The 12,330-nt window shown below is 54.8% G+C and carries 12 protein-coding genes; 6 read left to right on the top strand and 6 right to left on the bottom strand.

The features are described from left to right. Nucleotides 1-28 precede the first annotated feature (28 nt). From AC2T6E_RS07745 to folD, 3 genes are all read right to left on the bottom strand, one after another. Entirely contained in the window at nt 29-1,528 is a 1,500-nt protein-coding gene (locus AC2T6E_RS07745) for a PTS transporter subunit EIIC (RefSeq protein WP_089599406.1), read from the bottom strand. A 282-nt stretch (nt 1,529-1,810) separates the two neighbouring features. Next, nucleotides 1,811-2,023: a ribosome-associated protein YbcJ gene (ybcJ, locus tag AC2T6E_RS07740; RefSeq protein ID WP_010428256.1), complete on the bottom strand. Its 213-nt coding sequence runs from the start codon at nt 2,021-2,023 to the stop codon at nt 1,811-1,813. Nucleotide 2,024: 1 nt separating this feature from the next. After that, nucleotides 2,025-2,891, bottom strand: a complete 867-nt coding sequence (gene folD / locus AC2T6E_RS07735; RefSeq protein WP_126815785.1) for a bifunctional methylenetetrahydrofolate dehydrogenase/methenyltetrahydrofolate cyclohydrolase FolD — start codon at nt 2,889-2,891, stop codon at nt 2,025-2,027. 309 nt (nt 2,892-3,200) lie between these two features. Here folD and fimA point away from each other — a divergent pair, with 309 nt between their 5' ends. From fimA to sfmF, 6 genes are all read left to right on the top strand, one after another. After that, nucleotides 3,201-3,764: a type 1 fimbrial major subunit FimA gene (fimA, locus tag AC2T6E_RS07730; protein ID WP_089599404.1), complete on the top strand. Its 564-nt coding sequence runs from the start codon at nt 3,201-3,203 to the stop codon at nt 3,762-3,764. Nucleotides 3,765-3,833: 69 nt separating this feature from the next. Continuing rightward, the gene (fimI, locus tag AC2T6E_RS07725) at nt 3,834-4,376 is read left to right on the top strand and encodes a type 1 fimbrial protein subunit FimI (RefSeq protein ID WP_010428261.1); all 543 of its coding nucleotides are present in this window, start codon (nt 3,834-3,836) and stop codon (nt 4,374-4,376) included. A 34-nt stretch (nt 4,377-4,410) separates the two neighbouring features. Beyond that, nucleotides 4,411-5,103, top strand: a complete 693-nt coding sequence (gene fimC, locus AC2T6E_RS07720; RefSeq protein WP_010428263.1) for a type 1 fimbria chaperone FimC — start codon at nt 4,411-4,413, stop codon at nt 5,101-5,103. 14 nt (nt 5,104-5,117) lie between these two features. Continuing rightward, nucleotides 5,118-7,679 carry a fimbrial biogenesis usher protein gene (locus tag AC2T6E_RS07715; protein ID WP_486691137.1) on the top strand — a complete coding sequence of 854 codons (2,562 nt, stop codon included), beginning with the start codon at nt 5,118-5,120 and terminating at the stop codon, nt 7,677-7,679. 13 nt (nt 7,680-7,692) lie between these two features. Continuing rightward, nucleotides 7,693-8,697, top strand: a complete 1,005-nt coding sequence (gene fimH / locus AC2T6E_RS07710) for a type 1 fimbria D-mannose specific adhesin FimH (protein ID WP_108415753.1) — start codon at nt 7,693-7,695, stop codon at nt 8,695-8,697. Nucleotides 8,698-8,706: 9 nt separating this feature from the next. Continuing rightward, the gene (sfmF, locus tag AC2T6E_RS07705; RefSeq protein ID WP_010428269.1) at nt 8,707-9,231 is read left to right on the top strand and encodes a fimbria assembly protein; all 525 of its coding nucleotides are present in this window, start codon (nt 8,707-8,709) and stop codon (nt 9,229-9,231) included. Between the two features lie 51 nt (nt 9,232-9,282). Here sfmF and fimZ read toward each other — a convergent pair whose 3' ends face one another. From fimZ to AC2T6E_RS07690, 3 genes are all read right to left on the bottom strand, one after another. Then, on the bottom strand, nt 9,283-9,915 hold the full coding sequence (fimZ, locus tag AC2T6E_RS07700) for a fimbria biosynthesis transcriptional regulator FimZ (protein ID WP_010428271.1): 633 nt from the start codon (nt 9,913-9,915) through the stop codon (nt 9,283-9,285). Nucleotides 9,916-10,726: 811 nt separating this feature from the next. Continuing rightward, nucleotides 10,727-11,443, bottom strand: a complete 717-nt coding sequence (locus AC2T6E_RS07695; protein WP_109081090.1) for a helix-turn-helix transcriptional regulator — start codon at nt 11,441-11,443, stop codon at nt 10,727-10,729. A gap of 24 nt (nt 11,444-11,467) precedes the next feature. Next, nucleotides 11,468-12,166 (bottom strand): EAL domain-containing protein, encoded by a 699-nt coding sequence (locus AC2T6E_RS07690; protein ID WP_211446120.1) that lies wholly within the window; start codon nt 12,164-12,166, stop codon nt 11,468-11,470. Nucleotides 12,167-12,330: the final 164 nt, after the last annotated feature.

The raw sequence follows: 12,330 nt of genomic DNA, 5'->3' as shown, positions 1-12,330 counted from the left end.
ACAGGAGACGTGTCTTTCAGGCATCTTATTATTTGCCGATCATGGTGGACATGGTCTGGGCGATAAACTGTGCTCTGGCACCGAAAATCACCTGTATACCGTTGTCGCCGACGAAGACCACGCCGCGCGCACCGAGTCCGTTAAGACCGTCTTTATCTACCGCGTCGCTTTTTGCCACTTCCAGACGCAGGCGGGTGATACAGGAGCCAACCGAATCGATATTCTGCGCGCCGCCCAGCAGGCTGATGATTTCGGTGGCAAGTTCGGAATCGGACTTGTCATTCGCACTGGCGGTCACTTCGGTACGGCCCGGCGTTTTCACGTCGAAACGGCGGATCACAAAGCGGAAGGTAAAGTAGTAAATCAGCCCCATTGGGATACCGATGATAACGGCGCTCAGGAAGTTGGTCTGGTAGCCGTTAAACGACGGCAGGATCCCGAAAGACAGGTAGTCGATAAAGCCTGCCGAGAACGACTTGGCGATGTGCGCATGCAGCAGGTACATGGTCATGTACGCCAGGCCCGCCATGATGGCGTTGAAGACGTACAGGATCGGCGCCACGAAGATAAAGGTGAACTCAACCGGTTCCGTAATACCCGTCAGGAAGCAGGTCAGCGCCGCAGAGAACAGAATACCGGCCGCGATTTTCTTATTCTTCGTGTGCGCTTCGTGGTACATCGCCAGGCACGCCGCGGGCAGCGCAAACAGCATCAGCGGGAACTCGCCCTGCATGAACTTGCCTGCGTTCTGGTAGGTGTCGCTGCTGAAAGATTTCACCCCTTCTTCCAGCATCTTGAACCAGATGGTCTGGTCGCCGTGGATCACCTGGCCCGCCTGGGTGGTGTAATCCCCGAACGAATACCAGAAGGACGGATACCAGATGTGGTGCAGGCCGAGCGGGATCAGCGCGCGCTCCACCAGACCGAAGATAAAGGTCGAGGCCGCCTGGTTGTCGCCGTTCACCACCACGGAGAGGGCGTCGATACCGGCCTGGATATGCTGCCACACGTACGGCAGCAGCAGACCGAGCAGGAACGACAGTAACGCCGTCGCAATCGCCACAAAACGTTTACCGGAGAAGAAGCCGAGGAACTCCGGCAGCTGCATGGTGTGGAAGCGGTTATAGCACCAGGCCGCGAGAATACCGCAGATCAGGCCGCCGAAGACGCCCATCTGCAGCGTCGGGATGCCGACCACCATGGCGTATTTCCCGCCCTGAGAGGCCATTTCCGGCGTGATGCTTAGCACGGTGCTGATGGTGATATTGGTGACAAACACCGACACTGCCGCAGAGAGCGCCGCGATGCCGGACTCCGACGCCAGACCCACGGCAGAGCCGATGGCAAACAGCATCGGCAGGTTATCAAAGATAACGCCGCCCGCATTCATCATCAGCGGCAGGTGGAACTTATCGCCGAAGGCCAGCAGCAGGCCCGCAGCGGGAAGCAGTGAAATTGGCAGCATTAAGGCGCGACCAATCATCGATAACTTAGACAGCGATTTAACAAACCCTGATATCAGACTCATGCTGATTTCCCCCGAGTAGCGCTTTTTTGGCGCTGTTATTGTAAGTAGAACGTTTTAGTAGAACGTTCTACTTATCGTGGGGAAAGAGTGAAAAACGTGCAACTGAAATCTCACCTTTCAACAGATGAAATAGTGATTATTTGAAGTTGATCGATAATTAACCGTGATGGTTGTGAGGGGATTGTGAGAGAAATTGCCGGGTGGCGGCTTCGCCTTACCCGGCCTACAAACGGAGAGAGTACGTAGGCCCGGTAAGCGCAGCGCCACCGGGCATCAAACGGCTTACGCCGTCACGGTCACGCTCTGACCTTCAAAGCTCACGGTCTGACCCGCGACAATCTTGCAGCGCTTGCGGGTTTCCACCGCACCGTCGACTTTCACTCGCCCGTCGGCGATAACGATTTTGGCCTGCGCACCGCTTTCGCTCCAGCCTTCCAGCTTGAGCAGATCGCACAGCTCTACGTGCGGGTGTTTGCCTAATGAAAATGTGGCCATCTTATGCTTCCTCTACGTCGTGGTACTCTTCGCATGCCTGCAAAGTATTCTGAATCAGTGTTGCAACGGTCATCGGGCCCACGCCGCCCGGGACCGGCGTAATGTATGAGGCACGCGCCGCGGCATCTTCGTACACCACGTCGCCGACCACTTTGCCGTTTTCCAGACGGTTGATGCCCACGTCCACAACAATCGCACCCTCTTTAATCCACTCGCCCGGAATAAAGCCCGGCTTGCCGACCGCGACGATAAGCAGATCGGCATTTTCGACGTGGTGACGCAGGTTTTTGGTGAAGCGGTGGGTCACGGTGGTGGTGCAGCCGGCCAGCAGCAGCTCCATGCTCATCGGACGGCCCACGATGTTAGAGGCACCAATCACCACGGCGTTCAGACCGTAGGTGTCGATGTTATAACGCTCCAGCAGCGTCACAATCCCGCGCGGCGTACACGGGCGCAGACGCGGCGCGCGCTGGCACAGGCGACCCACGTTGTACGGATGGAAACCGTCCACGTCTTTATCCGGTGCGATACGTTCCAGCACCTTCACGTTGTCGATGCCCGCAGGCAGCGGCAGCTGTACCAGAATGCCGTCGATCTCGTTATCGGCATTCAGGGTGTCAATAAGTTCCAGCAGTTCCGCTTCGCTGGTGGTTTCAGGCAAATCGTAAGAGCGGGAGACGAACCCCACCTCTTCACACGCTTTGCGTTTGCTGCCGACATAAATCTGCGATGCCGGGTTGCTGCCAACCAGCACAACGGCCAGCCCGGGGGCGCGTTTTCCGGCGGCTTTACGCGCCTTCACTTTTTCAGCGACCTCAGAGCGCACCTGCTGCGCAATCGTTTTACCGTCAATAATCTTTGCTGCCATCAGAGAGAAGATTCCGTCTGTAACGTTTGAAAGGGGGGATTGCCTATATTTTGTCAGAAGCGAGCGCCGCTGTCAGTCACCCTTTGCGAGATTTCATCACGGGGCCGCAAAACCTTGTGGAAGGTATGGTCAATTTCCTAGGCGGGAATAGGATGTGACCTGGTAAAATGGCAGTGTTTTGACATATTTTAAAATAGTTTCCTGAGCTACTTTGTCTCCTCCGAAATAAGCTTTCAATTAATCAATTGAACGTATTTCTTATTCCCGATTATCCGCGGGAAGGGTTATTTACATTTTAAAGGAATAGACATGAAACTCAGCAACATTGCTTCTACTGTTATTGCAACTTTGGCCCTGGTCGCGGGTGCCGCTCATGCAGAAGATACCACAACGCCTGTTTCCGTTAATGGCGGTACCGTGCATTTCAAAGGTGAATTAGTGAATGCTGCGTGTTCAGTAAATACTGATTCTTCCGAGCAGACGGTTAATCTCGGTCAGTACCGTACCGCGAAATTCACCAAAGTGGGTGACACCACCTCCAATATTCCGTTCACCATCGAACTGAACGATTGCGATCCGCTGGTTGCGAAAACCGCTGCGGTGGCATTCACCGGTCAGATCGACGCGACGGATAAAACCCTGCTGGCGGTCACCTCTGGCAACAACGACAACACCGCGAAAGGCGTGGGTATCGAGATCCTCGACAGTAAATCCAGCGTCCTGACCCCAGACGGTGCCACCTTCTCTGCCGCGCAGAACCTGATTGAAGGCACGAACACCCTGAACTTCACCGCGCGCTATAAAGCCACTGCTGCGACCACCGAGCCAGGCCAGGCGAACGCTGACGCTACCTTCGTGATGAAATACGAGTAATGCCTGAGTACAGGGATGTGGTCGACCTCAGGGAGGAGGTCTTTTAATCGCTAATGCCGGGAACGAAGGATGACAAGGACTGGGATACTGTTTTTTGCCCTTGCGATTGCCTCAGCGGTAAACGCACATACCGTGGTAATCGACGGCGGCAAGGTTCACCTGAGAGGGGAACTGGTCAACGGCGGCTGCGCCGTGGCGCCTGATAGCCAGAATATGCGCGTGGATATGGGGCAGTACCGCACCAACTCATTTTCCGGCGTCGGCAGTTTTTCCACGGTAAACGTGCCTTTCACCGTACGGCTGCTCGACTGCAGCGTGGACGTTTCTCGTACCGTGGGGATCCAGTTTCAGGGCGCTACCCCTGCAGAAGATCCGCAGGTTTTCCTGGCGACATCGCGGCCAGGTGAAGCCCCTGTCAGCAGCGGCGTTGGGCTGGCGCTTTTCGACGAACAACAACGTCAGATTATCCCGAACGCCACGGCGGTCAGCTGGCTGCCCATTGATACCCGCGAGCTGGCGTTTCATTTCAGCGCTCGCTACCGGGCGATTTCCGAACACCTCGTGCCAGGCAATATTCAGTCGGATGTCTGGTTTACGTTGATTTATCCCTGACGCCTGCGAACACATTATTAAAGGTACGGTTGTGATGAACACCCTGATTAAACCCGGACTGTTTTTATCTTTTATTTTGATGATGGTTTCTGCCTGTGCAAATGCATCCGGCGGAATTGCGCTGGGCGCGACACGCGTGATTTATCCGGCAGATGCAAAACAGACATCGCTGGCGATCACCAACAGTAACAAGCAGGAGCGTTATTTAATTAACGCGTGGATTGAAAACGCCAGCGGGCAAAAAGAAAAAACCTTCGCCGTCACGCCGCCGCTGTTTGTGAGCGAGCCGGACAGCGAAAACACGCTGCGCATTATTTATGCCGGGCCGACGCTGCCCGCCGATCGCGAATCGCTTTTTTACATGAACGTGAAGGCAATTCCGTCAGTGAGTAAGGCGAAAACAGAGAACAATAACGTGCTGCAGCTGGCCATTCTGTCACGCATCAAGCTGTTTGTGCGCCCGGCTAACCTGTCGATGCCACCGGAAGAGGCGCTCTCCCAGCTGCGCTTTGAGCGCGTCGGGAACCACCTGAAGGTGAGCAATGCGTCGCCCTACTACGTCACGCTGGTCAACCTGAAGCTTGGCGGTCAGACGCTGGAAAACCTGATGGTCGCGCCGAAAAACTCCGCACAGCAGGTGCTGCCAACCGCAGCCAGCGGCACGCTCTCCTGGCAGAGCGTCAATGATTACGGCGCTATTACTCCGGCGCGTAGCGTCAATCTGTGAGCAGAGTCAGGGCGATGAACACTCAATGGCGTTACTGCCCGGTTGCACTGGCATTGATGACAACGCTCTGGCCGCACGCCGGCTGGAGCGAAAGCTACTTCAACCCGGCTTTTTTGTCCGACGACGCCGCCAGCGTGGCGGATTTGTCGCGTTTTGAACAAGGACACCAGCAGGCACCGGGCGTCTATCGCGTGGACATCTGGCGCAACGATGAGTTTATCGGCACGCAGGACGTGCGTTTTGAACAAGCCGAAAACACGCCACCCGTCGCGGGCGGGTTAGCGCCGTGCATTACGCGCGCGATGCTCGACCGTTTCGGCGTCAACATCGCGGCGTTCCCGGAACTGGCAAACATGCAGGGGGAGACCTGCGTTCCGATGACGACGGCTATTCCCGGCAGCGAAACGGCCTTCAACTTTGCGTCACTGCGCCTGAACGTTAGCCTGCCGCAGGTGGCCATGCAAAACAGCGCCCGGGGCTACATTCCGCCTGAACAGTGGGATGAAGGCATTCCCGCCGCCCTGTTGAATTACAGCTTTACCGGCAACCGCGGCAGCGATGACGACAGCTATTACCTGAACCTGCAGAGCGGGCTGAACTATGGTGCCTGGCGATTACGCAATAACGGCGCGTGGCGTTACACCCAAAGTAACGGTCAGCGTCACAGCAACTGGCAGAATATTGGCACCTGGGCTCAGCGCACCGTCATTCCGCTGAAAAGCGAGCTGGTGCTGGGCGACAGCAATACCGGTAATGATGTTTTCGACAGCGTCGGCTTTCGCGGCGGGCGGCTCTTTTCCTCCGACAGCATGTACCCGGACAGCATGCAGGGCTACGCGCCAACCGTGCGCGGTATTGCCCGCACGCCAGCCAAGGTAGCGATCCGCCAGAACGGTTATGTCATTTACCAGAGCTATGTCCAGCCTGGGGCGTTTGCCATTACCGACCTCAACCCGACCTCATCAAGCGGCGATCTTGAGGTAACGGTAGAAGAGAAGGACGGTAGCCAGCAGCGTTACACCGTGCCTTACTCCACCGTGCCGTTGCTGCAACGTGAAGGACGCTGGAAATATGACCTGGTGGCGGGGGATTACCGCAGCGGCAACAGCGAGCAGGACACGCCGTTCTTCGCTCAGGGAACGCTCATTACCGGCCTGGCCGACGGCTATACGCTGTACGGTGGCACGCAGCTGGCGTCACGCTATACCGCGATTGCCCTCGGGGCCGGGAAAAACCTCGGGGACTGGGGGGCAGTCTCGCTCGATCTCACCCATGCTCGCAGCCAGCTCGCGGATGACAGCCGCCATGAAGGGCAGTCCCTGCGCTTTCTCTACGCAAAATCCCTTAACGGCTTCGGCACCAACTTCCAGCTGCTGGGCTATCGCTACTCTACCAAAGGGTTCTACACACTGGACGATGTGGCGTGGCGCTCAATGGAAGGTTACCAGTATGGCGAAGGTCAGGACGATGACGGCGTGCCGGACGTGCAGAGTTATCACAACCTGACGTGGAACAAAAAGGGGCGCTTCCAGCTCAACATTTCCCAGTCGCTGGGGGATTACGGCTCGGTTTACCTCTCCGGTAGCCAGCAGAGCTATTGGGGCACCAGCGAATCTAACGTCTGGTATCAGCTGGGCTATGCGGGTGGCGTGAAGGGGATCAACTACTCCGTGTCCTGGTCGTGGAACAAGGCCGTTGGGATCGACGGTACGGACCGGATTGCGTCGTTTAACGTCTCCGTGCCGTTCAGCCTGTTTACCCGTCACGGCTATCGCCGCGATAGCGCCATCGACAGAGCCTACGCTACCGCCTCTGCCAGCCGTAACAGCGACGGCGATACCAGCTGGCAGACCGGCGTGAGCGGAACACTGCTCGAAGACCGCAACCTGAACTACAGCGTCACGCAGGGGCACGCCAGCAATAACGGTGCAAGCGGCAGCGCCAGCGCCAACTGGCAGGCGACCTACGGCACGCTGGGCGTGGGCTACAACTACGCCCGCGACCAGCACGATCTCAACTGGCAGCTTTCCGGCGGCGTGGTGGGGCATTCAGACGGGGTGACCTTCAGCCAGCCGCTGGGCGACACCAACGTGCTGATCAAAGCGCCGGGGGCATCAGGCGTCAGTATTGAAAACCAGACCGGGGTGAAAACCGACTGGCGAGGCTACGCGGTGATGCCGTATGCCACCGTCTACCGCTACAACCGCGTGGCGTTGGACACCAATACCATGAGCAACAACACCGACATCGAAAATAACGTGAGCAGCGTGGTGCCGACCAAAGGGGCGCTGGTGCGCGCCAGCTTCGATACCCGTATTGGCGTGCGCGCTCTGCTGACCGTCACGCTCGGCGACCAGCCCGTGCCGTTTGGCGCGGTAGTGCGTGAAACGCAAAGCGGCGTCACCAGCATGGTGGGGGATGACGGGCAGATTTACCTCAGCGGGCTGCCGCTGGAAGGTGAGCTGCTCATCCAGTGGGGCGACGGAAAACAGTCCCAGTGCCGTGCAAGCTATCACTTACCACCGGAAAGCCTGAACCAGGCCATTACGCTGGCGGGGGCACGCTGTGAACGCTAACAGGAACCCAATCATGACCATTATCCGTAGCATAGTTGGCGCGGCAGTGCTGTGCAGCGCACTGCCCGCATGGGCCACGGTGTGCCAGAACTCCACCGGCGTGGCGAAGGATATTTCCTACGATCTCTCCAACGTGTTTAACAGCGCTAACAACAGGCCGGGGGAGATTGTCACCCTGGCGCAAAAATCTGGACTGGTGGGGGTGAATGCCATTTGTCCCCGCGGGACAACCGGTAAATCCACCATGCGCAGCTATGTCACCGACTTGCCCATTACCACGGTGATCGACAGCTATAAATATGTGAAGCTGAATGAGTACCTCGACGGCGCCATGCAGATCCACGATGACTTTGCGGGCACGTTCTACCCTCCCGCGAATTATATTCAGATGGGGCAGCACCCCAACGTACCGAATAACAAGGCTTTTCCGGTAACCGATTCCAAGCTGGTTTTCCGTCTGAGGGTAACGCGGCGCTTTATCAATATGGTGGTGATCCCGCAGCAGACCATGTTCAGGGTCTATGTCACGACGACAACCGCCGATCCGCTTAATACGCCGGTCTATACCATCAGCTACAGCGGAACGATTCAGGTGCCGCAAAGCTGTGCGATCAACGCAGGCCAGGTCGTGGAGTTTGATTTTGGCGATATTGGTGCGTCGTTGTTTAGCCAGGCCGGTGCCGGAAATCGACCGCAGAAGGTGACGCCTCAAAGCAAAACCATTGCCATTAAATGCACAAACGTTGAAGCCAATGCGTATCTGACGATGCGTATCGAAGCGGAGAAAGTGTCCGGTAATGCGCTGGTTTCTAATAATCCCGATCTGGGGTTTGTTGTCGCTAACGAAAGCGGCACGCCGCTGACGCCTAACACGCTCACCAGCAAAATTCCGTTCCGCCTGGATGACAGCGCTCAGGCACAGGTCGGCATTCGGGTCTGGCCTGTGAGCGTGACGGGCAACAAGCCTGCCGAGGGCCGTTTCACCTCGCGCGGCTATCTTCGCGTGGATTACGATTAAGGAGGAGCAATGGGACACTGGAGCAGGTACATTGCTGCGGGAGTACTGATGATGCTTCACGCTGGCGCTCAGGCGGCCACGGCGCTGGGGGAAATCAATATTGAGATGTCCGGCAACATCGTCGATTTCACCTGCGTGGCCGAAGGCAATGACAGCGATAAGGTCGTCACGCTCGGCACCTGGCCGACGAAACAGCTAAGAACCACGGGGAGCCGCACGCAGCCCATGCCGTTTACGCTGAAGCTGACCGGCTGTCCTCCTGGCGCAGCCTCCATTACGTTTTCGGGAAAAGCAGACGGCAGCGACAGCGGTTTGCTGGCGCTCAATGATGGCAGTACGGCGGGTCAGGTTGCCGTGGAGATCCGCGATGCGGATAAAACACGGCTGGATCTTCAGCAGGCCAGCCAGCCGGTGACGGTCGATGCAGAAGGTAATGCGGTACTGTCGTTCTATGCCAATTATATTGCCACAGCGGATAACCCTCAGCCGGGACGGGCTGATGCGGATGCCACGTTTATGATCAATTATAATTAGCACTGACCGCACTCCCTGCAACTCACTTAAGTTGCGGGGAGTGAATTCAGTTTATAGCAGTTCGTGTGCTTTCGCGTAATCTATTAATTCCACAATGCTCTGTACGCCGAGCTTGGAATAAATATTGGATTTGTGCGCGCTAATGGTTTTGTTGCTTAATAGCAACTGCTCGGCAATCTCCTTATTGGATAATCCATTCGCCAGATAGCGTAACACCGTGACTTCGCGATTCGATAATGGCATATCCGGCGTGATACCTTTCCCGGAGCCCAGATGATTTATAAAATTCAGTGTTTCTGAGGGGAAAAATGAATAGCCCATCAGTATCATTTCCACCGCGTTGTAGATCTCACCCAAATCTTTTCGCTTACTGACAAAGCCATTGGCCCCTGCGCGAATGGCGCGTCCTGCGTAAAACGACTCTGATTTTGACGAGAGGAACAGAACCTTGATGTCTTTGTTTAGGTTTCTGATTCTCTTGAGTAATGAAAACCCATCGGTTCCCGTCAGTTCGATGTCCAGGATAACCAGATCGATGGGGTGATTGCGAATACAATCAAGCACTTCATGGCTATCGCCAGACTTGAGTTTGACGATGATATTTTTATTTTTCTGTAGCAGGACTTCTATCGACATTCTGACAATAGGGTGTTCGTCCATAATGATAACGGATGCCGGTTTCATTTTTAATGCCTCAGATTGTTAAAAGCGTTATGCGGAGTTTTGTTCAAACTCTCGAAATGCCGGAAGGATATAGATGGTGATCCTTATACGGTAGTAATTCCCTGGAAAGAGCGAAAGCATCCTTGTTAACGTAGCGAGTAAATTAATGCCTCAGCGCGGTTATCTCATTTGGCTGGTGTGGCAAAAAGGTTTTTCTTATTCATATTTGCAACGCATCTTATTATACCGTGTAAGTTTTCTCCGAAAACCCTGTAAATTAATCCTGGTCCATTGCTTTGTATTATCTTCTGGATCTGAATCGCTATTATTTTAAATTTAGCGCAAATGTCCTGCTATTCCATTTACCACATTTTTTCATCTTTATGTAATAACAAAAAATGACATATATCACTTTATGTTAATTGTTTGTTAACAAAGCGAGGTGGTGAAAGTGGTGCGGCGCGTGCACGGCAAGCGCAAAAAATAGGCGGGATCGGGCGTGGCATCTTCATCTGAAAGCCAGGAGTGGCCCGCAAGATAAACCTAAAATTGAACAGCAGGATATGCTGTAACCTGCGCTTACCGCACCTGACCCGTACAGATCAGTCGCTTGTTTTTACATCATTATCATCTTTTTAACGGACTCCCTCATCGCTTAACGGATGGTGGAAAGTGCTGAGATAGGCATTTTCAGTGATATTTCACGTGGTTCAAGAGGATAATTTAGGAATAGTTGCAAATTCGATGAAAATGTTAAATTAAAACAAAAAATTAACATTATCGGTAAGTTATTTCTTAAAGGTCTTTAGGAATGAACGGGTTAATGCCTAAGTCAAAACGTGCAGTCTGAGAGATTATTAAGAAGGTGCAGTAATTCCTGGCGGTGGTTTAACCCCAGCTTGGTCAAAATGCAGCCGAGACGATAGATAATGCGGCTATAGGGGTGGTTTTGTATCAGAGCAATCTGACGCAGCGTTTTGCCACGAGACAGCTCTTGTAAAATGGGCCATTCACTGCGCGTGAACCACTCTTTCACCGAGCCTTGCGGCGGCTTTGTTTCCAGCAGGTACTGCTGCAGTGCCGCAGCGGGCAACTGACGTTCAAGCACATGAAAGGGCCCCGCTGCTTTGCAGAACAGGCGGGTATCGTAATCATCTGCCCTGACAAGCAGATGGGGGGTAAGAAAAGGCGGGTAGAGGCTATATCGTCTTAGCTGATCCAGTTTGTCGATCAGAGCCGTGGCGCGGCTGTCGATATCGACCACCAGACGCGCGGATGGCCACTGATTCAACGCGCTTAAGGCATCTTCCAGCACCGGATAGTCAGAGCAACAGCTTAGCGGGAAATTCCCGTTCAGCATTCCGGTGCGCAGGTAATGATCTTCCGTGACCAGAATGATAAACGGGGCGTCAGTTTTATGGGTCAGGTTGGTGGACTGGCTCAAAAATTCGAGTCGGTCAAAGAAGGGGGGAGCAAAAGGCGAGCGTGTAAATCCCAGTGCGTCACTTCCTGTACGACGCCGACGGTAACGGCGCACTGTCATTCCCATGGCCTCCCTCCTGGAGATGGCTGTTTAATCCTCCGGCCATGTCCAGGATGGCCAGTAATACCCCTGGCCGAGTTGTGCCCCTGCCTGGCGTGCGCAGGAACGATCCCGTTCAGTCTCAATACCTTCGATAAGCACCTTCCCGGCAAGCCGAAAACAGCGGGAAACCAGTTCCCCCAGCGCAGGGGTGGCGCGCATACGCCAGAAGGTTTCTTTATCGATCTTTATGCCGCTGAGTGGCAGCGGCCAGGATAAGAAGGGCTGGACAACGCTATCGTCAACGTCATCCAGCCAGATGCGGTGACCCTTTATGGTCAGCTGCTTCAGGCGCTGGGCCACCACCTGCCGCTGTGTATCGGAGAGTGTGAAAAAGTCGACAGGGTCGACAATCTCAATATTCAGCGGTGGGCTTCGCAGTTGCAGCAGACGCTGAAAAAGTTCTGGCACCATGAGTACGGTTATCGGCAGATTGATGAAAATATTGTGACAGGCGAGCGCGTTTTTTAGCACACGGAGCTGCACTTCCAGCAGCATAAGCGACTGTTCTGCCGATTGTTCGCGGAAAAAATCTTCACTTTGCAGCGTGGGTGACAGAACGCTGAGCACCTCAACGCCGATCCTGTGTGAAGAGGCGAGGGCAACGATGGGCTCAAGTTTGATGCCGGTGATATCATGAGAAATGTGCTTTAGCCGGGGAGGCGTATAGGTCAGGTTTTGCGCTGTCACTCCATTGTCCTGTTGTCTGTCAGCCTCCAGGCGGCCGGGATACCTTGCACCAGTGTGACGAGGTGGCCTACAGGAAAACAGCAGGCGTTACTTAAAAGCAGCTAAGCCTTTTCGCAGCGGTAAATTCTACGTGGGATGTAGTGAAAATGTTGAAAAAACAGCCG

Source organism: Enterobacter sp. B79-1 (assembly GCF_057444735.1).
The sequence above is the reverse complement of the archived record's forward strand: the minus strand, read 5'-3'. Positions and strand labels throughout refer to the sequence as shown.

Bases quoted from the DNA above. Each gene is read 5' to 3' on its own strand.
- AC2T6E_RS07745 (WP_089599406.1), bottom strand. From the start codon at position 1,528: ATGAGTCTGATATCAGGGTTTGTTAAATCGCTGTCTAAGTTATCGATG.
- ybcJ (WP_010428256.1), bottom strand. From the start codon at position 2,023: ATGGCCACATTTTCATTAGGCAAACACCCGCACGTAGAGCTGTGCGAT.
- folD (WP_126815785.1), bottom strand. From the start codon at position 2,891: ATGGCAGCAAAGATTATTGACGGTAAAACGATTGCGCAGCAGGTGCGC.
- fimA (WP_089599404.1), top strand. From the start codon at position 3,201: ATGAAACTCAGCAACATTGCTTCTACTGTTATTGCAACTTTGGCCCTG.
- fimI (WP_010428261.1), top strand. From the start codon at position 3,834: ATGACAAGGACTGGGATACTGTTTTTTGCCCTTGCGATTGCCTCAGCG.
- fimC (WP_010428263.1), top strand. From the start codon at position 4,411: ATGAACACCCTGATTAAACCCGGACTGTTTTTATCTTTTATTTTGATG.
- AC2T6E_RS07715 (WP_486691137.1), top strand. From the start codon at position 5,118: ATGAACACTCAATGGCGTTACTGCCCGGTTGCACTGGCATTGATGACA.
- fimH (WP_108415753.1), top strand. From the start codon at position 7,693: ATGACCATTATCCGTAGCATAGTTGGCGCGGCAGTGCTGTGCAGCGCA.
- sfmF (WP_010428269.1), top strand. From the start codon at position 8,707: ATGGGACACTGGAGCAGGTACATTGCTGCGGGAGTACTGATGATGCTT.
- fimZ (WP_010428271.1), bottom strand. From the start codon at position 9,915: ATGAAACCGGCATCCGTTATCATTATGGACGAACACCCTATTGTCAGA.
- AC2T6E_RS07695 (WP_109081090.1), bottom strand. From the start codon at position 11,443: ATGGGAATGACAGTGCGCCGTTACCGTCGGCGTCGTACAGGAAGTGAC.